Below are 23,729 nucleotides of genomic sequence, written 5' to 3'. Positions count from 1 at the left end.
TCGATGGCGAATAAGGAGCACCGCGTGAAGCAATCTCTTGGATTACTTGAAGTTTGTGGTCTGGCACTGGCTATCAGCTGCGCCGATATCATGGCGAAATCCGCTTCTATCACGCTGGTCGCCCTCGAAAAGACCAATGGTTCAGGCTGGACGGTTATTAAAGTGACCGGTGATGTCGCCTCCGTGCAGGCGGCGATCACCACCGGTGCACATTTTGCCGAACAGCGAAATGGCCTGGTGGCCCACAAGGTCATCGCCAGGCCCGGAGAAGGGATAATGCCCGCAGAAACTCCCCCGCCCTCCGTCATGGAACCTGAACCTGAAGAGCCAATCATGGCCGATGTCGTTTCTGAAGAGCCAGCAGATGAAGTACCACAGGAAGCCGGACTGGTCAGTTGCAACCTGTGCCTGGACCCGAAATGCCAGCGTCAGAAAGGCGATCCTCGTTCTCTTTGCCTTCATTCAGGCAAGCGAGGTGAAGCGTAATGGATAAACAGCTTCTGGAATCAACGGTCAGCAAAGTTCTTGATGAGATGCGCGAGCGCCCGATTCCGCTGGGCGTCTCGAACCGTCATATCCATCTGTCTGCGCAGGATTACACGCAGCTTTTTCCCGGCCAGCCCATCAGCGAGAAAAAAGCGCTGTTGCAGCCGGGGCAGTATGCCGCAGATCAAACCGTCACCCTGGTGGGGCCAAAAGGGCAGCTCAAAAACGTACGCCTGCTTGGCCCACTGCGCTCAACAAGCCAGGTGGAAATATCGCGCACCGACGCAAGGACGCTGGGAGTGGCAGCACCGCTAAGAATGTCCGGCAACCTGAAAGGGACGCCGGGCATCCGTCTGGTCAGCCCCTTTGCCGAACTGGAATTATCTTCTGGGGTTATTGTCGCCCAGCGGCATATTCATATGTCGCCGCTGGATGCCCTGATCCTGCGGGTCTCCCACGGCGATAAGGTCTCCGTGGCAATCGAAGGCGACGAGCGCGGGCTGATTTTCAACAACGTGGCGATTCGCGTTTCACCGGACATGCGCCTCGAAATGCATATCGATACCGATGAAGCCAACGCCGCCGGTGCCGATAACCCGCAGGCCTTTGCCCGGCTGGTGGCCCCACGATGAACGGCGAAATTCTGCAGCGCATTGTTGAGGAGATTGTCTCCCGGCTGCAGCGTCGCGCCCACAGCACGGCGACGCTGAGCGTTGCGCAGTTGCGTGAAGCGGACAGCCGAAGCCTGTTCTGTCAGCACGCGTCGTTGCGCATTCTGCTCATCGACCTGCCGCTGCTGGGCCAGCTCGCTGAAGCGGAAACCGACGACCCCGTCGCCGGGAAAATTCACGACGCTCTGGCTTTCGGCATCCGCGTACAGCTCTCCGTGCATAGCCAGCTGCTACCGGTTATCCCGGTAAAAAAACTGGCTCGTCTACCGGTGATGTTCACCGACGAGCACGGGCTGGCGCTGACTCTGCACGCCGGTTCGCTACTGAGCTATCGCGACGTCGCGCTGCTGGGCCAGGGGCGCCTGGTTCTCCATCGCAAATGCCTCGTGACCGCACTGGCGCATGAAGCGGCAAGCGCGCGGAATATTCAATTAATTAAGCAGGAGTAAATCATGCATCTGGCACGAGTCACGGGCGCGGTTGTCTCCACGCAAAAATCGCCCTCCCTGGTAGGGAAAAAACTGCTGCTGGTACGTCGGGTCAGCGCCGATGGCGAACTTCCCGCATCACCAACGTCAGGCGATGAAGTTGCCGTTGACTCCGTCGGCGCAGGCGTCGGCGAACTGGTGCTGCTTAGCGGCGGCTCCAGCGCCAGACATGTCTTTTCCGGGCCCAATGAGGCCATTGACCTCGCCGTTGTCGGCATTGTAGATACGCTTTCGCGTTAAGGGGCGATTATGGCGATTTATACCCGAACAGGTGACGCCGGCACCACATCGTTATTTACCGGCCAACGAGTGAGCAAAACCCACCCGCGCGTCGAAGCCTACGGCACGCTGGATGAGCTGAACGCCGCGTTGAGCCTGTGCGCCTGCGCCGCTGCGGATGAAAGCCATCGCATCTTACTCGAGGCCATCCAGCAGCAAATTTTCTGGTTTAGCGCCGAACTGGCCAGCGACAGCGAGCAGCCGTCGCCCAAACAGCGCTACATCAGCAGCGAAGAGATTTCGGCTCTGGAAGCCGCTATCGATCGGGCAATGGCTCGCGTCGAGCCGCTGCACAGCTTTATTTTACCCGGCCGCTGCGAAGCCGCGAGCCGCTTACATTTTGCCCGCACGCTAGCCCGCCGGGCCGAACGCCGCCTGGTGGAACTGGCGGCAGAAGTCAACGTGCGCCAGGTGCTGATGCGCTACATCAACCGCTTATCAGACTGCCTGTACGCCCTGGCTCGCGCCGAAGATAGCGATGCGCACCAGAACGACATCATCCGTGAAATCAGCAAACGCTATCTGGCTGCCAGCCAGCCACCTCGCATCAAGGAGACGACGCCCGTGGCTCTCTCATTTCACGATCTACACCAGTTGACCCGCGCCGCCGTAGAGCGCGCCCAGCAGCTTCAGGTCCCAGTGGTAGTCAGCATTGTTGACGCACATGGCACGGAAACCGTCACCTGGCGAATGCCGGATGCGCTGCTGGTCAGCAGCGAACTGGCACCGAAAAAAGCCTGGACCGCAGTCGCTATGAAAACGGCAACCCATGAACTGAGCGATGTCGTTCAGCCGGGCGCCGCGCTTTATGGCCTGGAAAGTCATTTACAGGGAAAAGTCGTTACCTTTGGCGGCGGTTACGCTCTGTGGCGTGACGGTCTGTTGATTGGGGGTCTGGGCATCAGCGGCGGCAGCGTTGAGCAGGACATGGATATAGCACTGGCTGCCATTGCGGCCATTAACGTGGGAACTCATCAATGAATACTTCTGAACTCGAAACCCTCATTCGCACCATTCTCAGCGAGCAACTGACCCCGGAGCAAACGCCGAGCCAGCCTCAGGGCAAAGGGATCTTCCAGTCCGTCAGCGAGGCAATCGACGCCGCGCACCAGGCGTTCTTACGTTACCAGCAGTGCCCGCTGAAAACGCGCAGCGCAATCATCAGCGCAATGCGTCAGGAGCTGACGCCGCTTCTCGCCGCGCTGGCGGAAGAGAGCGCCAATGAAACGGGCATGGGCAATAAAGAAGATAAGTTTCTGAAAAACAAGGCTGCGCTGGATAACACCCCGGGCGTAGAAGACCTCACCACTACCGCGCTGACCGGCGACGGCGGCATGGTGCTCTTTGAATACTCACCGTTTGGCGTCATCGGTTCGGTCGCCCCAAGCACCAACCCGACGGAAACCATCATCAACAACAGCATCAGCATGCTGGCAGCGGGCAACAGCGTCTACTTTAGCCCGCATCCGGGAGCGAAAAAGGTCTCTCTCAAGCTTATCAGCCTGATTGAAGAGATTGCTTTCCGCTGCTGCGGCATCCGCAACCTGGTGGTTACCGTCGCAGAGCCAACTTTCGAAGCCACCCAGCAGATGATGGCCCACCCGCGAATTGCGGTACTCGCTATTACCGGCGGGCCGGGCATTGTGGCGATGGGAATGAAGAGCGGTAAGAAAGTGATTGGCGCAGGCGCGGGCAACCCGCCTTGTATCGTCGATGAAACGGCCGATCTGGTGAAGGCTGCGGAAGATATCATCAACGGCGCTTCATTCGATTACAACCTGCCCTGCATTGCTGAAAAGAGCCTGATTGTGGTGGAGAGCGTCGCCGACCGCCTGGTGCAGCAAATGCAGACCTTCGGCGCGCTGCTGCTAAGTCCTGCCGATACCGACAAACTCCGCGCCGCCTGCCTGCCAGAAGGCCAGGCCAATAAAAAGCTGGTCGGGAAAAGCCCGTCAGCCATGCTGGAAGCCGCCGGGATCGCCGTTCCTGCCAAAGCGCCTCGTCTGCTGATTGGCATCGTCAACGCCGACGATCCGTGGGTGACCAGCGAACAGCTGATGCCGATGCTGCCGGTGGTAAAAGTCAGCGATTTCGATAGCGCGCTGACGCTAGCACTGAAGGTTGAAGAGGGGCTGCATCACACCGCGATCATGCACTCGCAGAACGTGTCGCGCCTGAACCTCGCAGCGCGCACCCTGCAAACCTCAATATTCGTTAAAAACGGCCCATCCTATGCCGGGATTGGCGTCGGCGGCGAAGGGTTTACCACCTTCACTATCGCCACGCCAACCGGTGAAGGGACCACGTCGGCGCGAACCTTTGCTCGCTCACGGCGCTGCGTGCTGACCAACGGCTTCTCCATCCGCTAACCGAGGTCGCGATGAATACTTTCTCACTACAAACGCGGTTGTACAGCGGTCAGGGCAGTCTGGCGGTGCTTAAGCGCTTTACCAACAAGCACATCTGGATAATCTGCGATGGGTTTCTGGCACGCTCGCCGCTGCTGGATACCCTGCGCAACGCGCTGCCCGCAGATAACCGCATCAGCGTCTTTAGCGAGATAACGCCGGACCCCACCATCCACACCGTGGTGCAGGGCATTGCGCAAATGCAGGCTCTGCAACCGCAGGTGGTGATCGGTTTCGGCGGCGGCTCGGCAATGGACGCGGCGAAGGCCATCGTCTGGTTTAGCCAGCAGAGCGGGATCAACATCGAAACCTGCGTAGCGATCCCGACCACCAGCGGCACCGGTTCGGAAGTCACCAGCGCCTGCGTGATCAGCGATCCTGATAAAGGTATCAAGTACCCGCTGTTCAACAATGCGCTGTATCCGGATATGGCGATCCTCGACCCGGAGCTGGTGGTCAGCGTACCGCCGCAGATTACCGCCAACACCGGTATGGACGTGTTGACCCACGCCCTGGAGGCCTGGGTATCACCGCACGCCAGCGACTTTACCGACGCGCTGGCGGAAAAAGCCGCCAAACTGGTGTTCCAGTATCTGCCCACGGCGGTGGAAAAAGGTGACTGCGTAGCGACGCGCGGGAAAATGCACAATGCTTCAACACTGGCGGGGATGGCGTTCAGTCAGGCGGGTTTGGGGCTTAATCACGCGATAGCTCACCAGCTCGGCGGACAGTTTCATCTGCCGCACGGGCTGGCTAATGCGCTGCTGCTCACGACGGTGATTCGTTTTAACGCGGGTGACCCGCGTGCCGCCAAACGCTACGCGCGGATGGCGAAGACCTGTGGTTTTTGCCCGGCAGAAGCTAATGATATCGCGGCGATCAATGCGCTGATTCAGCAAATCGAACTGCTTAAGCAACGCTGCGCCCTTCCCTCACTGGCCGCTGCGCTTAAAGAAGGAAAATCCGACTTTTCCGCGCGCATTCCAGCGATGGTGCAGGCTGCGCTGGCTGACGTCACCCTACGCACCAACCCGCGTCCGGCTAATGCCGAAGCCATTCGGGAACTGCTGGAGGAACTGCTATGAGTACCGCCATCAACGCCGTTGAAATGTCTTATAGCGCTGATGAAATTCGCGAGCGCGTTCGCGCGGCGGGCGTCGTCGGCGCAGGTGGCGCAGGCTTTCCCGCCCACGTAAAGCTACAGGCGCAGGTGGAAATTTTCCTGGTGAACGCCGCCGAGTGTGAACCGATGCTCAAAGTTGACCAGCAGCTGATGTGGCAGCAGGCCGCGCGTCTGGTACGCGGCGTGCAATATGCGATGACGGCAACCGGCGCGCGCGAAGGGGTTATCGCCCTGAAAGAGAAATACCGCCAGGCCATCGACGCATTAACCCCGCTGCTGCCTGCCGGTATCCGCCTGCATATCCTGCCGGATGTCTATCCGGCGGGCGATGAAGTGCTGACCATCTGGATGGCAACCGGCCGCCGGGTCGCCCCGGCAGCGCTACCAGCCAGCGTTGGCGTAGTCGTCAATAACGTGCAAACGATCCTTAATATTGCCCGGGCGGTCGAGCAGCAGTTTCCGGTGACCCGCCGCACGTTGACCGTGAACGGCGCGGTCGCCAGGCCGTTGACCGTTACCGTCCCCATCGGCATGTCGTTGCGCGAAGTATTAGCGCTGGCGGGCGGTGCAACGGTTGACGACCCCGGTTTTATTAACGGCGGCCCGATGATGGGCGGCCTGATTACCTCGCTGGATAACCCGGTGACCAAAACCACCGGTGGTCTGCTGGTGCTACCGAAAAGCCATCCGCTTATCCAGCGGCGAATGCAGGACGAGCGCACGGTGCTTTCCGTCGCGCGTACCGTCTGCGAGCAGTGCCGTCTGTGCACCGATCTCTGCCCGCGGCATTTGATTGGCCACGAACTCTCCCCGCACCTGCTGGTTCGGGCAGTGAACTTTCACCAGGCCGCCACGCCGCAGCTGCTGCTGAGCGCCCTTACCTGCTCGGAATGCAACGTTTGTGAAAGCGTGGCCTGCCCGGTGGGGATCTCACCGATGCGCATCAACCGGATGCTGAAACGCGAGCTGCGGGCGCAAAACCAGCGCTACGAAGGGCCGCTGTATCCGGCCGATGAGATGGCGAAATATCGCCTGGTGCCGGTGAAGCGGCTGATCGCCAAACTCGGGCTCAGCCCCTGGTATCAGGAAGCGCCGCTCTGCGCTGACGAACCGTCAGTGGAAACAGTGACCTTGCAGCTGCGCCAGCATATTGGTGCCAGCGCGGTGCCGAATGTCACGCAAGGGGAACGCGTCACGCGCGGACAGTGCATTGCCGATGTCCCGGCAGGTGCATTAGGCGCGCCGATTCACGCCAGCATCGACGGCGTTGTATCGGCCATCAGCGAACAGGCCATCACGGTTGTAAGAGGTTAACCATGTCTCAGGCTATAGGAATTTTAGAACTCACCAGCATCGCCAAAGGCATGGAGCTTGGTGATGCAATGCTGAAAAGCGCCAACGTCGATTTACTGGTCAGCAAGACCATCTGCCCAGGTAAGTTTTTACTGATGCTGGGCGGCGATATCGGCGCGCTCCAGCAGGCCATTGAAACCGGCACGTCGCTGGCGGGCGAGATGCTCGTCGACAGCATGGTGCTGGCGAACATCCATCCCAGCATTCTCCCGGCGATCAGCGGCCTGAACAGCGTCGAAAAACGCCAGGCGGTCGGCATCGTCGAAACCTGGAGCGTAGCGGCCTGCATTAGCGCCGCGGACCGGGCGGTGAAAGCCTCAAACGTCACCCTGGTAAGAGTGCATATGGCATTCGGCATCGGCGGTAAGTGCTACATGGTGGTGGCGGGCGACGTTTCTGACGTCAATAACGCCGTAACGGTTGCCAGCGAAAGCGCAGGCGAGAAAGGGCTGCTGGTTTACCGTTCGGTGATCCCGCGCCCGCATGAAGCCATGTGGCGACAGATGGTGGAGGGATAATGGAAAGACAACCGACAACGGATCGCATGATTCAGGAATACGTGCCGGGGAAACAGGTCACCCTCGCGCACCTGATTGCCAATCCAGGGAAAGATCTCTTTAAGAAGCTGGGCCTGCCGGATGCGGTTTCCGCCATTGGCATCCTTACCATCACGCCGAGCGAAGCGTCGATTATCGCCTGCGATATCGCCACCAAATCCGGCGCGGTGGAGATTGGTTTTCTCGATCGCTTTACCGGCGCGGTGGTGTTGACCGGCGATGTTTCCGCCGTCGAATATGCCCTCAAGCAGGTGACGCGCACGCTGGGCGAAATGATGCAGTTCACCACCTGTTCGATCACCCGGACGTAAGCCAATGAAGCGTTTGATGTTTATCGGCCCCAGCCAGTGCGGAAAAACCTCGCTGACCCAAAGCCTGCGCGGCGAAGCGCTCCATTATAAGAAAACTCAGGCCATTGAATGGTCGCCGATGGCCATCGACACGCCGGGCGAATATCTGGAGAACCGCTGCCTGTATAGCGCCCTGCTGACCAGCGCCTGCGAAGCTGACGTCATCGCGCTGGTGCTGAACGCCGATGCCCAGTGGTCGCCATTTTCTCCGGGTTTTACCGCCCCGATGAATCGCCCGACGATTGGCCTGGTCACCAAGGCCGATCTGGCCGACCCGCAGCGTATTTCGCTGGTTGCGGAGTGGCTTACGCAGGCTGGCGCACAGCAGATTTTTATTACCAGCGCGTTGAATAACTCGGGTCTCGACGCCGTGCTGGATTTTCTGAATTCGAAGGAACCTTTATGTCTTACAAAATAATGGCCATTAACGCCGGCAGCTCATCATTAAAATTCCAACTGCTGGAAATGCCGCAGGGCGAGACGCTCTGTCAGGGACTGATTGAACGTATCGGCATGGCCAACGCTCAGGTAACGATAAAAACCCCTGCGCAAAAATGGCAGGAGTCGGCGCCGATCGCCGATCATCGTGAGGCTGTCACCCTGCTGCTGGAAAAGCTTCTTGGCTACCAGATTATTCAGAGCCTGCAGGATATCGACGGCGTCGGTCACCGCGTGGCGCACGGCGGGGAACGTTTTAAAGATTCGACACCGGTCACCGATGAAACCTTAGCTGAAATTGAGCGTCTGGCTGAACTGGCCCCGCTGCATAACCCGGTTAATGCGTTGGGGATCAAAGTGTTCCGCCAACTGCTGCCCGATACGCCGTCGGTCGCGGTATTTGATACCGCTTTTCACCAGACGCTGGACGAGCGCGCGTTTATTTACCCGCTGCCCTGGCGCTACTACAGCGAGTTGGGCATTCGTCGCTATGGATTCCACGGCACCAGCCATAAGTACGTCAGCACGACGCTGGCAGAAAAACTGGGCGTGCCGCTGAGCGCGCTGCGCGTGGTGTGCTGCCATCTTGGTAACGGTAGCAGCGTTTGCGCCATCAAAGGCGGGCGTTCCGTGAACACTTCGATGGGTTTTACGCCGCAGTCCGGCGTGATGATGGGCACCCGCAGCGGCGATATCGACCCGTCGATTTTACCGTGGCTGGCGCTGCATGAGGGCAAAACGCCGGAGCAGCTCAACCTGTTGTTAAACAATGAATCGGGCCTGCTTGGCGTCTCCGGAGTCTCCCATGACTATCGCGATGTCGAACAGGCTGCTGACGGTGGCAACCAACGAGCAACCCTGGCGCTGACGCTGTTTGCCGAGCGCATTCGCGCCACCATCGGCAGCTATATCATGCAGATGGGCGGCCTGGACGCGCTGATCTTTACCGGCGGTATCGGCGAAAACTCGGCCCGCGCCAGAAGTGCCATCTGCCACAACCTGAATTTTCTCGGGCTGTCGGTCGATGAAGAGAAAAACCAGCATAACGCCACCTTTATTCAGGCCGAAAACGCAGTCGTCAAAGTGGCAGTCATTAATACTAATGAAGAGTTGATGATTGCCCGCGACGTTATGCGCCTCGCGCTTCCCGAGGCGCAGACGTTAACCGTTTCAGCCTGAGTTCGTCGCCCGGCAAGTTGCGGTGAATCATGGAAATAGCGGGATCGGCATGACACTATGCGTTTTAAATTCTGATGATTTACCCTAAATAATTCAAGTTACAGGAAGGCGGCAAGCGAGTGACAAATTCGTCGGGAACGAATTTGACCAGCCGAAGGCTGGCCTCCGGTGAGAGGCAGGAGCCTCTCATTAATCCCCAGGAGCTTACATAAGTAAGTGACTGGGGTGAATGAGAGCAGCCAACGCATATGTAGCTTGAAGTATGACGGGTAAAAGGTGAAAACGTGGCTGTTGCGCAATGCCCCGCCTCCTGTGGCGAACTCATCCAGGGCTGGATCCTCGGCAGCGAGAAGCTGGTATCCTGCCCCGTTGACTGGTACAGCACCGTCGAGGTGGACTACGGTTCACCTCGTGCGGATGAGCGTCCGCTTTCACGGGCAATGGTCGACAGGCTACTGAACTACTGGCGCTATCCGGCTGACCTCAGCAAAGAGATTCGCATCGACATTTTCTCCACCATTCCGGTTGCCAAAGGCATGGCCAGCAGCACTGCGGATATCGCCGCAACGGCGGTAGCTACCGCGCATCATCTCGGTCATCCGCTGGATGAAACCACCCTTGCCCAACTGTGCGTTTCTCTGGAACCGACCGACAGCACCCTGTTCCGTCAGCTTACGCTGTTCGATCACAACACCGCCGAAACGCAAATAGCCTGCCATTCTCAGCCTCAGCTTGATCTGCTGGTACTTGAAAGCCCCGCCACGCTGCTGACTACTGATTATCACCGCCTTCCCAGACTTGAAAAGCTGCACGCTCATTCTGCCGCCCTGCAACAGGCTTGGGAGAAAATCCAGCAGGCCTGTCAGACGGATGACCCCCGTTGCATGGGAGAAGCGGCAACGCTCAGCGCCATCGCCAGCCAGCACCTGCTGCCAAAACCGGGGTTTAATGCGCTGCTGGCGCTGGTGGAAGAGTGTGATTTATACGGCCTGAACGTGGCGCACAGCGGTAGCGTTGTTGGCCTGATGCTCGACCGTGAACGTCACGATATTGAGTATTTGCAGCGGCGGCTGGTGGAAACACGGCTAAGCGAATACTGGCCCGAGCAACACCTGCTGCGCATGGTGCAGGGCGGCGTCGAGCGGCGCTAGCGCCACTCTCCTGCGACCATATTCCCGGAGGCGGTGCTGCGCACCTGTCCGGGCTACCAGACCCCAAACTACACGAACTCGTGGCCGGAATTCCCGGGTCGCGGCGTAAACGCCTTACCCGGGCTACCGGACCGTAGGCGACTGTGAATCGGTAGCCCGGCTAAGCGCAGCGCAAGCCGGGAAAATCCACGCATGGCGGGTATAGCCCCGGCGATATAACAGGCAGGTATCTACCCGCTAAATACCCGACTGAAAGCCGTTAGCAACTGGGTGTTTTCCTGCTGGCTGCGGATCGCGACGCGGAAGTAGCGCCCGTCCAGCCCCGGATAATTGGCACAACTGCGGATCAAGATATGCTGTTGCAGCATGGCATATTGCAGGTCAAGGTCCGGCACGTCGCAACGCAAAAACAAATAGTTGGCCCGGCCAGGATAAACCGTCAGGCCGGGAATATGGCGCAGTTGATGGTAAAAACGCTGCCCCTCTTCCTCCAGCCACAGCCAGGTTTTCTGTTGATAGTCGCTATCCTGAAGAATGATTTCACCCGCCAGCGCAGCAAAGGCGTTAATCGACCACGGCATCTGTCGCTCGCGCATTCGCGCCACCGCCCGTTCATCACCATTGACCAGATACCCCAGGCGCAGGCCGGGGATGGCATAAAACTTGGTGAGCGAACGCAACACCCATACGTGTGGGTTATCGCGCAGAAGCGGAATAAATCCCGGCTCATCGGAAATAAAATCGATAAACGCTTCATCAAGAATCAGCGCGATTCCCAACGATTGACAACGCTGCGCAATTAATTCGAGCAGACGACGTTCGGGTAGCAGTCCGGTCGGGTTATTTGGCGTGCAGAGGAATAAGCAGTCCAGATCCGGCGTCAGGGCATCAAGGATAGCGCCAGTCAGCTGCCAACCATCCTCTTCATGCAGAAGAAACTCCCGCACCGTGCAGTCGACAGATTGCAGCGCCCGGCGATACTCAGCAAAGCCCGGCGTAACGATCATCGCCTGTCGCGGCTTCAGACCCTGAACGAGGGTAAAGATCGCTTCGGTTTCGCCATTTCCGGCGAGGATCCATGAGGCGGGAACCTGGTGATGCTCCGCCAGCGCGAGATGCAGTTGCTGGTATTCAACATCAGGATAGCGTTCAGCACAGGCCATATTGTCGATGATGGCACGCTTTAAACTTTCCGGCATCCCCAGTGGATTTATATTGGCGCTAAAATCCAGCAATTGTTCCGCAGAGATACCCAATAGCGCGGCGGCCTCGCGGACGTTTCCGCCGTGCGCGCTCTTCAATAGAGCCATTTACATTCCTGTTGCGTTACCCTCGCCTTGCCAGCGTCGCGCCGTCGGCGAAGTAGGCTTTAATCCCTGCCAGAATCGACTCAGCAACCTGCTGCTGGAATTTCGCCGTTTTCAATTTACGCTCTTCTTCGACGTTACTGATAAACGCGGTTTCCACCAGAATCGATGGAATATCCGGCGCTTTCAGCACCGCGAAGCCCGCCTGCTCAACGCGATTCTTGTGCAGGTTATTAATATTGCCCATCTTTTCCAACACCGCCTTGCCAAACTTCAGGCTATCGGCGATGGTCAGCGACTGCACCATGTCGAACATTGTGTGATCGACGTAGCGATCGCCGCTTTTGCTTACGCCGCCAATCAGATCCGAGGCGTTCTGGGTCTGAGCCAGAAACTTCGCCGCAGTACTGGTGGCCCCCTTGGTCGACAGCGCAAAGACCGAAGAGCCGCTGGGCTGTCGGCTGGTAAATGCATCGGCGTGAATAGAGACAAACAGGTCGGCACGCTGCTTTTGCGCCTTGGCAACGCGCACCTTCAGCGGGATAAAGACATCCTCGTTGCGGGTCATATAGACCTTCATATTGCCCTCTTTCTCGATCAGCGCGCGCAGCCGTCGGGCAATTTGTAGCACCACGTCTTTTTCGCGAGTGCGATATTTCCCCACAGCACCAGAGTCTTCACCACCGTGGCCGGGGTCGAGCATAATCACGATCGGCCGATCGCGCCCGGCTTTACCCGGTTTCGGCCCGCTTTCCGCAGGGGGAACCTGACGCTGAAGATCGCCTTTATTGTAATCCTCAAGCAGCGCCAGCAGCGGATCCTGCACATCGGTGGCATTGGAGGGGTAGAGATCCATCACCAGACGCTCTTTAAAACCAGCAACCGGGGCCAGCGCAAAGAGCTGAGGTTTCACGTTCTGTTTCAGCTCAAAGACCATACGCACGGTTTGCGGATCGAACTGACCCACGCGAGCGGACTGAATATAAGGATCGTCGCCGCGAATCTGCCCGCCCATTCCTTTTAACACCGAGTTGAGGTTAACGCCTTCCAGATCCACGACCAGTCGTTCAGGGTTACTGAGCGCAAACTGCCGATACTTCAGAATATGATTGGACTCCACGGTGACGCGCGTGTAGGTCGACGATGGCCAGACGCGCACGGCAACAACCTGCGCCGCGGCAGCCAACCCAACCGGACTCACACTCATTAACCACATGGCGCCCGCCCCTTGTAAAAAACGGCGGCGGCTTAATTCTGACTTGTATCCCGACATGCCACTCCCAAGCAGTAAGAAATCATTGGTATTTAAAACAAACAGATTGACCAGAAACTTTAACGAAAGGCGTATAACCTGTCATCTATAAAAGGGTAAACAATCTTTGACACCCTGATTTAGCTCACACTACTTTCTCAACTCAGCAACAAATTGGCGCTTGCGTTTACCGGCAAAACAGAATAAAAATACACTAATTACGAATAATCATGCATTGAGGTTGTGTCATGGTGAAGGAACGTCGCACCGAACTGGTAGAGGGATTCCGCCATTCTGTCCCCTATATTAACGCCCATCGGGGTAAAACGTTTGTCATCATGCTGGGCGGAGAAGCCATCGAGCATGATAATTTTTCTAGTATAGTCAATGACATTGGCCTTCTTCACAGCCTGGGTATTCGCCTGGTGGTGGTCTATGGCGCACGCCCGCAGATTGACGCCAACCTGGCAGAGCATCGTCACGAGCCGGTTTATCACAAACAGACCCGAGTGACTGACGCCAAAACGCTTGAGCTGGTTAAGCAAGCGGCGGGCATGCTGCAGCTGGAAATTACCGCTCGCCTGTCTATGAGCCTGAACAACACGCCGTTGCAGGGTGCCCATATCAACGTGGTCAGCGGCAACTTCCTGATCGCGCAGCCGTTAGGGGTAGATGACGGCGTGGATTATTGCCACAGCGGACGCATTCGGCGCATTGATGAAGAAGCCATTCACCGCCAGTTGGATAACGGCGCGATTGTGCTGATGGGGCCAGTTGCGGTGTCGGTCACTGGCGAAAGCTTTAACCTCACTTCCGAAGAGATTGCCACTCAACTGGCGATTAAGCTGAAAGCCGAAAAAATGATCGGCTTCTGCTCGTCGCAAGGGGTCTACGACCAGAATGGCGATATCGTTCCCGAACTGTTCCCCAACGAAGCTCAGGCGCGGGTTGAGGAGCTGGAAGCAGACGAAGATTATAATTCCGGCACGGTGCGCTTCCTGCGCGGGGCGGTCAAAGCCTGCCGTAGCGGCGTGCGTCGCTGTCACCTGATCAGCTATCAGGAAGACGGCACGCTGTTGCAGGAACTGTTCTCGCGCGACGGTATCGGTACCCAGATTGTGATGGAGAGCGCCGAACAGATCCGTCGCGCCACCATCAACGATATCGGCGGGATCCTTGAACTGATTAGCCCACTGGAGCAACAGGGCATCCTGGTACGGCGTTCTCGCGAACAACTGGAGATGGAAATCGATAAATTCACCATTATTCAGCGTGACAACACCACTATCGCCTGCGCTGCCCTCTATCCGTTCCCGGAAGAGAAAATCGGTGAAATGGCCTGCGTGGCGGTGCATCCGGATTACCGTAGCTCATCGCGCGGAGAAGTGCTGCTCGAGCGCATTGCCGCTCAGGCGAGGCAAATGGGCCTGAGTAAGCTGTTCGTGCTGACAACCCGAAGCATTCACTGGTTCCAGGAGCGCGGCTTTACCCCAGTAGACGTCGACCTGCTGCCGGAGAGCAAGAAAGAGATGTACAACTATCAGCGCCGTTCAAAAGTGCTGATGGCGGACTTGAGTTAATTCCCTCCTCCCCCCGGAAAACGCATACGTGACCGGGGATCATTCTTTTTCTCCGACTATCGACCTACTTTATTATCACTTCCCCTTTAGACCTTTCTTGCCTATATTTTGCTAAAATGGAATTAAAAATATAAATACGGAGAGCACCATTAATGGACAACTCGGGAAACTGGTTTACCCGCTACACAAGAGTGATGATCGCAATCCTCTCTTTGTATCCCTGGCTGATAATATTGCTGACCTTTCTCGACGTAAGACATAAACCTGCAGGCGGATTTTTTTGCGCAGGCGCTGCGTTTGCCCTGACGCTGGCGGGATTATCATTTATCAACCTTATTATTTCTGTGATTTTTATTGTGCTGGCTAATATATATATCACCGATACCAAAAGAGGATCCGCCGGTTATTTCTTCGCAATAAACTCTATTTCTTTACTATGGATGATTTTTCCCGTATTCAGTCTATGACCTTTTCATATTCAAACTGAACACAAAGGAGCTGTATTCATTATGAAGAAATCACCAAACGGGTTTGTGAAGAATATAAAATTAATCGTCACCGTTATTTCGCTCTACCCCTGGCTGCTCATTCTGCTGATGATGATGGGGAGCGGCGGCTCGTCAGGAAGCGCTTACGGTGCCGGGCTGTTTATTTTCTTTATCTTTATGATCCTCTCCGTTATTAACCTGGTGATTTCAGCCATTGTCCTCGTGGTGGCCAACGTCTCAACCCCACCGCTTGCAAAGGGTTCGGCGAAGTATTTCTTCGCCATGAACTCCATATCGCTACTGTGGATAATGCCTTTAGTCGCCCCTTATTAGCGCCCGGCAGACTCAGAGATGTCCCTGCCCCGCAAAGATCTCCGTCAGCCCGCTGCGGCGTTCGGTACGTGCGACAACCGCCTGAGTCAGCACTTGCTCATCGGCATAAATCGACAGCTGCTGTTTGGCGCGAGTAATGGCGGTGTAAACCAGTTCACGCGTCAACAGCGGCACGCTGCGGGAAGGCAGGATCAGCGCCGCGTGATCGAACTCCGAGCCCTGCGATTTGTGCACTGTCATCGCCCAGGCGGTATCGTGCTCCGGCAAGCGGCTCGGTTGTACCGACTTGATGCTGCCATCGGGCATCGGGAACCAGACGCGCAGGCCGTCATCTCTTTCCAGCGCAATGCCGATATCGCCATTAAACAGCCCCAGCGCGCTATCATTGCGGGAGATCATCACCGGACGCCCTTCATACCAGCGTGAATGGCGCGGCAGGGTAATCGCCCGCTTGCGATTTAGCATCTGCTCCAGCTGTTCATTCACGCCGCTAACGCCGTAGGGACCATCACGCAGCGCACACAGCAACTGGAACTCACCGAATGCGGCAATCATCTCTTCGGGTTCGGCTCGTTCGCGCAGCAGTTGCAGGAAACGGCCGTAGCCTGCCTGCGCCTGGATAAGCATCGCCTCGTACTCTTCGGTGGTACTTAGCGGATGCAGGGTGATGTCATCGAACGGTTGGCGCAGTGTCGATCGTACCGCGCTACGTTCGCCGCTGTTCACCGCATAAGCCAAATTACCGATGCCGGAATGACGGCCAAAACGGTAGCTTTTTTGCAGCAGGCACAGGCTGTCGCGCAGCGCCCCCGCCGCTTCGCTCTCGCCCGCAGGCACCGGCTGACCCGTTAATCGCCCCAACTGGGCCGCGCGTTCGGGGGTATATCCCGCATTTACCCAGGCACAAATATCACCGAGCACCGCCCCGGCTTCTACCGAGGCCAGCTGATCGCGGTCGCCAAGGAAAATGACCCGCCCATGTTCAGGTAGAGCGTCAATCAGACGCGACATCATCGGCAGGTCGATCATTGAGGCTTCATCGACCACCAGCACGTCAAGATGCAGCGGGTTTCCGGCGTGATAGCGCAGCCGCTGGCTCCCCGGCTGAGCGCCGAGCAGGCGATGGAGGGTGCTGGCTTCGGTCGGCACCAGCGCCTTTTGCTCGTCCGTTAACGGCAGACGGCGCAGCGCAGCGCCAAGGGATTCGGTCAGGCGAGCCGCGGCTTTGCCGGTTGGCGCCGCCAGGCGGATGCGACAGCGCGGGCTGGCGTGCGTCTGAATCAGCGCCGCCAACAGTTTGGCGACGGTGGTGGTTTTTCCGGTACCGGGGCCGCCGGAGATCACCGAAATCCGTCGGGTCAGAGCAACCGCTGCGGCCACTTTTTGCCAGTCAATATCATCCCCTGGCGGAAACAACGCATCCAGCGTTGAAGCCAACCGGGCTTCATCAACATCCAGTACCTGATTGGCTTCGTTGAAAAAGCGCGCGACGGTCAGTTCATTGCGCCACATACGGTTGAGGTAAAGCCGTTCGCCGCAGAGAATGATGGGCGTCGGCCGCTCGCCGCGGCTGACCGCCTCAGAGCTAAGGAGCAGCGTTGACCAGTCGTCCGGGGTACCTGTCAGCTCAAGGATTTGCTCGCGCAGGCCCGCCGCTTTTCCGCTCAGCAGCTCATCATCTTCGAGACGAGAGATCGGCAAGCAGACGTGCCCTTCACCCGCATCGCGGCTCAGGATCGCGGCGGCCAGTTTCACTGCCGGATGCGCTTCTTGCGCTACCATCAGCGCAAACTGGACATCCAGCGGGCGCAGCAGGCGCTGCTCAGCGGCCTCCAGCAACAGTTCGTCCATAGTCATAGCGCCACCTCCTGCGTTTCCCCGGCAAACAGCGCATCAAGGCCGTCAATCAACGGCAGCACCGGACGGGTGGTAAAGATCCCCTGCCCGCCGTCCTGCCCGTCCATGCCGCGTAAAAAGAGATAAATCACGCCGCCAAAATGGTGTTCATAGTCGTAGTCCGCAATACGATGGCGTAAATAACGGTGCAGCGCCAGGCTGTAGAGCTGATATTGCAAATCATAACGATGCGTGCGCATTGCCTGCATCATGGCGTCCTGGGTATAGGCCTCGCGATCTTGCCCCAGCCAGTTTGATTTGTAATCCAGCAGGTAATAGCGACCATTATGGCGAAAAACCAGGTCGATAAAGCCTTTCAACATGCCGCGTACCTGACGGAAATCGAGGGTTGGGGTATCAACGGAGAGCGGATCGTACTGACGGATGAGCGCATCCAGAAGCAACGGGTTCAGCGGCTGTTCGATGGGCAGATAAAAGGCCATCTCCACCTGCTTATCACTTTCGCTAAGCTGATTCAGGGCGATCTCCGCCCCCGGCAGGCGGGTGCGCAGCACGCCGTCGAGCCATTCGGTCAGTACTGGCGTCCATTTCTCCTCGAACCCGCTCAGCTGTAGTTTCTCCGCCATCCAGTCGGCGGGCACCGGCTGGGTGAAATCAATATCTTCAAACAGGCTATGCAGAAACGTCCCCGGAGATGCGCCGCGCGGGAACTGGTGCGGCGTGAGCTGCGGCTCTTCCGTTACTTCGCCAACGCCTGCGGCATCAACATCCAGGCGCGGCAGAAGATCCTGCGCCGCGCTGTGGCCGTGCTGCTGTAAACCGGAGTAGCTGGTGACTCGCCAGTCGTCAACCACCGTGCGCTCAAGCATACGCGCGCAAAGCGGCGGCAGTTCCGTCTGCGGAGCTTGCCAGGGCATCGGATCCGTAAGCGCAGGACGTTGCAGAGCAATATCATCGCAGCAGAAAGTCTGTAAACGAGCCGTTAGCCCTGCGGCTTCCATCGCCTCCCCGCCCTGGATCAGGCGGCCCAGTGCGCTGTGGTGAAAATCGCTGGCACCGGGTTTATCACTACGGCGAGTACTGAGCGGCGCAACGCCAAGGCTACAGTGCCAGACCGCACGGGTCAGCGCCACGTACAGCAGGCGCAAATCTTCAGCCAGACGCTCGGCCTCCGCCAGCTCCATGCTGCCGTCATCCTGCCCGAGGTCGAGGACCGCCGCAAAGGAACTTCTGTCGTGATAAAACGCTTGATCTTGTTTACGAAAACGCGCGATAAACGGCAACCAGACCAGTGGATATTCCAGACCTTTTGATTTGTGAATGGTGACAATCTGCACCAGGTGCTTGTCGCTTTCCAGGCGCATCTGCTGGCTGGAGGCATTGCTATCCGGCTCGGCGATATGCTGCGCCAGCCAGCGTACCAGCGCATGTTCACTTTCAAGCTGGTTGGCAGCTTCCTGAAGTAGCTCGCTGATATGCAGAATATCGGTCAGGCGTCGTTCGCCACCGTTTGTAGCGAGCAGATTTTCGGCGATACGTCGCGCGGTCATCAGCGCGCGCAGCATCGGCATGACCCCACGCTGACGCCAGATTTGCCGGTAGCCGCTAAACTCCTCAACCAGTTCATCCCACGCCCGTTCATCCTGATTGAGATTTTCGATATCCCGCGCGTTCAGGCCGAACATTGAGGTCGCCAGAGCGCTGCGCAGGGTATTTTCGCGTTCGGGCGCCAGCACCGCCTGCAGCAACCATAGCAGCTCCTGCGCTTCCGGCGTTTCAAATACGCTATCGCGATTGGAAAGGTAGACGGAAGGTATCGACAACAGCTGGAGGGCGTCGCGGATCAGCGAGGCCTCCTGGCGGTTACGCACCAACACCGTGATATCCGAGGCCTGAACCGGAGTGGATTTTTCGCCACGCCACAGCAGCGCTTTACCCTGCTGACCCGCGCTGAGCCAGTCGCGAATTTGCCCGGCGCAAATCTGCGCCATAAATGTTTGATAATCCCCCGAGCCAACGGCCTCGCCCGGCATCAGCCAGACGTTCATTGCGGGGATCACGGCATCATCAACAGTAAATCGCAGCCCCTGGTTTTTATCCGCCGATTTGACCGGCAGGAACGGGATTTCGCGAAACATAAAGGGATTATCGCTGAGGCTAAACAGGCGATTGACGCTTTCAACCATTCCCGGCGCGGAGCGCCAGTTAGTATCCAGCGTATAGTGGGCGCTCACATCGCCACGCGCTCTCATGTAGGTAAAAATGTCCGCGCCGCGGAAGGCGTAAATCGCCTGCTTCGGGTCGCCAATCAGCAGCAGCGCGGTGTCTGCCTGCTGTCGCCAGATACGGCGAAAAATACGATACTGCTGCGGGTCGGTATCCTGAAATTCATCGATCATCGCTACCGGAAAACGCTGACGAATCGCGCTGGCCAGCGCTTCTCCACTATCCCCGCGCAGAGCATCATCAAGGCGACTGAGCATATCGTCAAAGCCCAGCTCGCCGCGGCGACGTTTCTCCCGGGCCACTGCTTCACGGATTTCGACCATTGCCCGGGCGATAACCAGATCGGTCAACGTTAACGGTGAAGCCAACAGGTTCTCTACCGCGCTAAACAGCGGATGTACTGGCGATTCGCCGCCCGCTTTGGTACGTTCAAGCAAAAAGGCCTGAGAGAACTTTTCCAGCGCATCCGGAAGCTGGTAGCTCAGGGTCTCTTCCTGCGCCCAGGCATGCACTTTCTCCAGCCACTTTCCCTGATTTCCGCGATTGAATTTGCGCCGGTCGAGGCCTGAATTTTCCAGCACAGCCTCAATCTCACCCGCCTGTTCCTGCCACTGCTGCTTGAGCGCGTTGATACGCCCAATAATTTGCTGATGGCGTTCAGACAGCGTTTCTTCAGCGGGCGGCGGAGACTTTAGCTGCGGCGCTTCGCCCTGCAGCCAGCGGTCGATTGATTTCAGCAGGTCACGGGGGCCTTTCCACGCTTCGTGAATAACCGCGGCGATATCCCGCGGCAGCGGATAGCAGTGGCGACGCCAGAAGTCGGCGCAGGCCTGATAGCGCAGGCGGGATTCATCTTCAATAAGCTGCTGTTCAAACAGCATGCCGGATTCAAAAGCATTGAGGCTCAGCATCCGCTGGCAGAATCCGTGAATGGTAAACACCGCCGCTTCGTCCATTTGGCGTTCCGCCAGCAGCAGCGTTTGCGCGGCGAGGTTTTTGTCAGGTATTTCCGCCAGCAGTCCGGCGTAGAGAGGGTTATCGGTACTGTCACGCAGGCAGGCGATGCGCAACTCGTGGATGTTGCTACGAATACGCCCGCGCAGCTCTTCGGTCGCCGCTTCGGTAAAGGTCACCACCAGCAGTTCTTCAACGCTGACCTGCCGGGGAAAGGCGGATTCACCGCCCAGCCCCAGCAGCAGCCGCAAATAGAGCGCGGCAATGGTAAAGGTTTTTCCGGTGCCCGCAGAGGCTTCTATCAGGCGCTCGCCCGTCAGGGGCAAACGCAGGGGGTCAAGAGACTCGGCGGTTTCGGTCATTCATTCTCTCGCATCAGGGGTAAGGATTTCTGCAATGCGCTGACGTTTTCCCAGACTTTGCCATCCTGCGGATGTGCGTATTCCGTCTTGCCGTTCTGGCTCCCGGAAACCTGGGAAAGTATCGCCATGCCTTGCGGATCCACTACCGTCTGATGGAAGAAGTCAGCAAGTTTTTGCGGCGTCAGCAGTTTAATCTGAGCCACTACTTTATCACGTGAATCAAAACGCATATTACCGCGATCGAAATCTTTGCTCAGCTTTGATGCCTCATCGCCCAGGGTCTGCGGTGCCTGCTGCATCTGGCTGATAACCGCCTGCTGAATCTGCGCAAACTCTTCCGGCTTCATCGCCCGCAATTTGGCTTCCGCCGTCGGGAAGAAGGCCTGGAAACGCTGCCACAGGAATTCAGGCTGCTTGTCGTTACTTTGCAGCAGGAAGCCCATTCCCCACTGGCGGCCAACGTTCATTGAGAAGGCAAAAACCGCATAGCCCAATTGTTCTTCCGTGCGCAGTTGGTTGTAAAACCACGGCTGCACGATTTGCCCGAGAAGAGAACTCGCCGCAGAACTGGTGTATTCATCCACGTTCGGCGGCGCGAAGACGGCAGCCAGCGCGGAGTCCGTGCTGTTGCCCGCTTTTTCAAAAATAGCCAGCTGTTTGCTGTTTACCAGCACGTCTTTATTACGGCACCATTCGTTGCCGTCTGCCCCCAGCTGTTTTTGAATCTGCCGCGCCATGGCAGTTGACTGATCGGCGGTGAGATTACCAATCACCAACAGCTCCGGACGCCCTTTGGCTTTGAGATTATCACGGTACTCCAGCACCTCTTTAAGCGTAATCGAGGGCAGCAGCGCCCGGCGCTCTTCGCGCTGGAAATACGGCACCTGTGAAATCATCTGAACTGGCATGATCGCCTGATCGTAGGCTTTACCTTTATCCGCCGAGTCCATCATCTGGGCGTACCAGGATTTAGCCTGCTCCAGTTGTTCTTCGGTCGGCGTATAGCTGAAGTAACCATCCAGCAGCGCGTTAAAGAGTTCCGGAAGATGCTGCGTGTAGCCGTTGGCGTTAACCATCAGCCCATTATTAGCACCGGTGGAGAAGCTGATGCCGCCGACCGCCGCCTGGTTGCTAAGCTGGTCAAGCGCGATACCCGCCAGATAATCATTAAGGGCAAACATCACCTGACGACGGGCGCTGTCCATGCCCTGCGGGTTACGCAGGACCAGCGAAATATCCGCCTTCGGTTCACTGGCGAAGTACTGGCTCGGCGCGTAAATCACACGTAGCGTCGGCTCATCAACGATCAGCTGTGGATGCGGATAAGCCTTGTCGCTTTTGATTAAGGTGAAATCATCAGGAATATAGGGGTTCAGCACCGGTAGCTTGAGGTCGATGGCGCTGGATTTCTTCTGCCAGTCGGCAAAGGTCTGCGCGCTGATTTTATCCACCTGATAAGGCGCGTTAACGAAGTAGGCCGTCTTGTTATGCGGTTCCTTCGGACTGATATACCAGATGCGGGCGTTTTGCGGCGTCATCATCGCCAGACGGTCTTTAATCGCCTGCGGGTCGTAACGGTCGGCAATGTTGACGACATCCAGAGTATGCTCAACCGGCACGCGGATCATGGTATCAGCCAGCCATTCGACGTAATCCATATCGCGGTTAATTGACGGGTAGCGGAAATCGAGCGCCAGCACATGGGCGAGTTCATCGAAATAGCGCTTATCAATTCCTTGACTACGCAGCAGATTGAGGTAGCTGAAAATGGCCGCGGTGACTTCATCACGATGCGCCAGGCCTTTATCCGTCAGGGTTGCGGAAATAGCCAGCACCCCGCTGTTGCCGTTAACCACCGGGTCGGAATCGGCACGGATACCTTCAACCAGTCCTTGCTTTTGCAGCCAGTCAGAAAGCGTGCCCGGGCTACGGTTGCCGATCATATAGGTCACCAGTTCGTCGGTTTTACTGCGGAACTGGTCGCTATTGTTATCGATGCGGAACTCAACGCGCAGCACTTTACGCGGCATCGCCGGGACATAGTGAATGATGATGCCCTTTTGCGCATCGGTCACCACCGGCACGGTAATTTCCGGCTTGCTAATATTATGGTTCGGCACGCGACCATAGGTAGCTGCGGCGATGCTCGCCAGCTCCGGCAGAGGTTTGTTGCTGTAGATCACCGCTTTCATCAGGTTGGCGGAATACCAGCTATCGCGGAAGGTATGCAGCGCATCGAGCACCGGCTTGCCGGGCTTGTCGCTCAGCGTTTCGAGGTTACCGCCGGAAAAATGCGAGCCCGGGTGCGCCGGGTTGATGGTTTCAGCGCTAACCTGCGCCATCCGCATCCCATCTCGGGTTCGCGCCATCGTTAGCTCGGCATTAACTGCATTACGCTCGCGGTCGGCATATTTTTTATCCAGCAGCGGTGCAGCAATGGCGTCAGCCAGACGGTCAACAGCGCCGTCCAGCGCATCGTTTTCCACTTCAAGATAGAACGCGGTGCGATACGGCGCAGTACTGGCGTTGTGGCTGCCGCCGTGCATTTTGAGGAACTCGGCGAGGCTGTCAGGCTGCGGATATTTCTGCGAGCCCATCAGCGTCATATGTTCCAGGAAGTGAGCCAGTCCCTGATGCTCCACGGGATCCTGTAGCGAACCCACAGGGACGACCAGCGCCGACAGCGATTTCACCGCTTGCGGATCGGAAACCAGCAGAACCACCATGCCATTATCCAGGCGAATCGCCTGATATTGACGGGTATCTTTTTCGCTTTTACGAATGGTTTCCTGAATCGGTTGCCATCCGGTGTCTGCCTGACTTAACGGTGCCCAAAGGGCGGCCAGAACTACAATAACCTTGAACCATAAACTGCGGGGCATTCACG

Annotated in this window: 21 protein-coding genes; 16 read left to right on the top strand and 5 right to left on the bottom strand. The window is 57.5% G+C overall.

The features are described from left to right. The first annotated feature begins 3 nt into the window (after window positions 1-3). The 13 genes from HV213_RS06110 to HV213_RS06050 all read left to right on the top strand — a co-directional run bounded on the left by HV213_RS06110 (window position 4) and on the right by HV213_RS06050 (window position 10,483). Window positions 4-486: a BMC domain-containing protein gene (locus HV213_RS06110; protein ID WP_181485039.1), complete on the top strand. Its 483-nt coding sequence runs from the start codon at window positions 4-6 to the stop codon at window positions 484-486. Beyond that, window positions 486-1,118, top strand: a complete 633-nt coding sequence (locus tag HV213_RS06105; RefSeq protein ID WP_181485038.1) for a phosphate propanoyltransferase — start codon at window positions 486-488, stop codon at window positions 1,116-1,118. The genes HV213_RS06110 and HV213_RS06105 overlap by 1 nt, the downstream gene beginning before the upstream one ends. Beyond that, window positions 1,115-1,606 (top strand): microcompartment protein PduM, encoded by a 492-nt coding sequence (pduM, locus tag HV213_RS06100; RefSeq protein ID WP_181485037.1) that lies wholly within the window; start codon window positions 1,115-1,117, stop codon window positions 1,604-1,606. Before HV213_RS06105 ends, pduM begins: the two co-directional genes overlap by 4 nt. 3 nt (window positions 1,607-1,609) lie before the next feature. Continuing rightward, entirely contained in the window at window positions 1,610-1,885 is a 276-nt protein-coding gene (pduN, locus tag HV213_RS06095) for a propanediol utilization microcompartment protein PduN (RefSeq protein WP_004133641.1), read from the top strand. Between the two features lie 9 nt (window positions 1,886-1,894). Continuing rightward, complete coding sequence (gene pduO, locus HV213_RS06090; protein WP_181485036.1) at window positions 1,895-2,905, top strand: two-domain cob(I)yrinic acid a,c-diamide adenosyltransferase PduO; 1,011 nt, start codon at window positions 1,895-1,897, stop codon at window positions 2,903-2,905. After that, a complete protein-coding gene (pduP, locus tag HV213_RS06085; protein ID WP_181485035.1) occupies window positions 2,902-4,293 on the top strand; it encodes a CoA-acylating propionaldehyde dehydrogenase PduP in 1,392 nt (463 codons plus the stop codon). Before pduO ends, pduP begins: the two co-directional genes overlap by 4 nt. Before the next feature lie 11 nt (window positions 4,294-4,304). After that, window positions 4,305-5,417, top strand: a complete 1,113-nt coding sequence (pduQ, locus tag HV213_RS06080) for a 1-propanol dehydrogenase PduQ (RefSeq protein ID WP_181485034.1) — start codon at window positions 4,305-4,307, stop codon at window positions 5,415-5,417. Further along, window positions 5,414-6,769, top strand: a complete 1,356-nt coding sequence (gene pduS / locus HV213_RS06075; RefSeq protein ID WP_181485033.1) for a cobalamin reductase PduS — start codon at window positions 5,414-5,416, stop codon at window positions 6,767-6,769. Before pduQ ends, pduS begins: the two co-directional genes overlap by 4 nt. 2 nt (window positions 6,770-6,771) lie before the next feature. Continuing rightward, the gene (gene pduT / locus HV213_RS06070) at window positions 6,772-7,326 is read left to right on the top strand and encodes a propanediol utilization microcompartment protein PduT (protein ID WP_110276466.1); all 555 of its coding nucleotides are present in this window, start codon (window positions 6,772-6,774) and stop codon (window positions 7,324-7,326) included. After that, window positions 7,326-7,676 carry a propanediol utilization microcompartment protein PduU gene (gene pduU / locus HV213_RS06065; protein ID WP_000441100.1) on the top strand — a complete coding sequence of 117 codons (351 nt, stop codon included), beginning with the start codon at window positions 7,326-7,328 and terminating at the stop codon, window positions 7,674-7,676. Before pduT ends, pduU begins: the two co-directional genes overlap by 1 nt. Before the next feature lie 4 nt (window positions 7,677-7,680). Next, window positions 7,681-8,133: a propanediol utilization protein PduV gene (gene pduV, locus HV213_RS06060; protein WP_000826271.1), complete on the top strand. Its 453-nt coding sequence runs from the start codon at window positions 7,681-7,683 to the stop codon at window positions 8,131-8,133. After that, the gene (locus tag HV213_RS06055; RefSeq protein ID WP_181485032.1) at window positions 8,118-9,332 is read left to right on the top strand and encodes an acetate/propionate family kinase; all 1,215 of its coding nucleotides are present in this window, start codon (window positions 8,118-8,120) and stop codon (window positions 9,330-9,332) included. Before pduV ends, HV213_RS06055 begins: the two co-directional genes overlap by 16 nt. A 284-nt stretch (window positions 9,333-9,616) precedes the next feature. Continuing rightward, window positions 9,617-10,483 carry an L-threonine kinase gene (locus HV213_RS06050; protein WP_181485031.1) on the top strand — a complete coding sequence of 289 codons (867 nt, stop codon included), beginning with the start codon at window positions 9,617-9,619 and terminating at the stop codon, window positions 10,481-10,483. A 230-nt stretch (window positions 10,484-10,713) separates the two neighbouring features. On the opposite strand, the gene cobD is transcribed toward HV213_RS06050, so the two are convergent. Together cobD and amiC are read right to left on the bottom strand one after the other, a co-directional pair. Then, entirely contained in the window at window positions 10,714-11,793 is a 1,080-nt protein-coding gene (gene cobD / locus HV213_RS06045) for a threonine-phosphate decarboxylase CobD (RefSeq protein WP_181485030.1), read from the bottom strand. A gap of 16 nt (window positions 11,794-11,809) precedes the next feature. Next, complete coding sequence (amiC, locus tag HV213_RS06040) at window positions 11,810-13,063, bottom strand: N-acetylmuramoyl-L-alanine amidase AmiC (RefSeq protein WP_112213947.1); 1,254 nt, start codon at window positions 13,061-13,063, stop codon at window positions 11,810-11,812. Window positions 13,064-13,290: 227 nt separating this feature from the next. Between amiC and argA the strand changes: the two genes are divergently transcribed. From argA to HV213_RS06025, 3 genes are all read left to right on the top strand, one after another. Beyond that, on the top strand, window positions 13,291-14,622 hold the full coding sequence (argA, locus tag HV213_RS06035; RefSeq protein ID WP_110276460.1) for an amino-acid N-acetyltransferase: 1,332 nt from the start codon (window positions 13,291-13,293) through the stop codon (window positions 14,620-14,622). A gap of 152 nt (window positions 14,623-14,774) precedes the next feature. Beyond that, window positions 14,775-15,089 (top strand): hypothetical protein, encoded by a 315-nt coding sequence (locus HV213_RS06030; protein ID WP_181485029.1) that lies wholly within the window; start codon window positions 14,775-14,777, stop codon window positions 15,087-15,089. 42 nt (window positions 15,090-15,131) lie between these two features. Further along, a complete protein-coding gene (locus HV213_RS06025) occupies window positions 15,132-15,443 on the top strand; it encodes a hypothetical protein (RefSeq protein ID WP_181485028.1) in 312 nt (103 codons plus the stop codon). Window positions 15,444-15,455: 12 nt separating this feature from the next. Here HV213_RS06025 and recD read toward each other — a convergent pair whose 3' ends face one another. Genes recD through ptrA form a run of 3 tightly spaced genes read right to left on the bottom strand, consistent with a single transcriptional unit; the run spans window position 15,456 to window position 23,724 of the window. Continuing rightward, window positions 15,456-17,300: an exodeoxyribonuclease V subunit alpha gene (recD, locus tag HV213_RS06020; RefSeq protein WP_181485027.1), complete on the bottom strand. Its 1,845-nt coding sequence runs from the start codon at window positions 17,298-17,300 to the stop codon at window positions 15,456-15,458. Next, a complete protein-coding gene (gene recB / locus HV213_RS06015; protein ID WP_181485026.1) occupies window positions 17,297-20,842 on the bottom strand; it encodes an exodeoxyribonuclease V subunit beta in 3,546 nt (1,181 codons plus the stop codon). The genes recD and recB overlap by 4 nt, the downstream gene beginning before the upstream one ends. Continuing rightward, window positions 20,839-23,724, bottom strand: coding sequence for a pitrilysin (gene ptrA, locus HV213_RS06010; protein ID WP_181485025.1), 2,886 nt, complete (start codon window positions 23,722-23,724; stop codon window positions 20,839-20,841). The genes recB and ptrA overlap by 4 nt, the downstream gene beginning before the upstream one ends. Window positions 23,725-23,729 lie beyond the last annotated feature (5 nt).

The sequence above is a fragment of the Klebsiella sp. RHBSTW-00484 genome (assembly GCF_013705725.1).
Lineage (GTDB): Bacteria > Pseudomonadota > Gammaproteobacteria > Enterobacterales > Enterobacteriaceae > Klebsiella.
The sequence above is the reverse complement of the archived record's forward strand: the minus strand, read 5'-3'. Positions and strand labels throughout refer to the sequence as shown.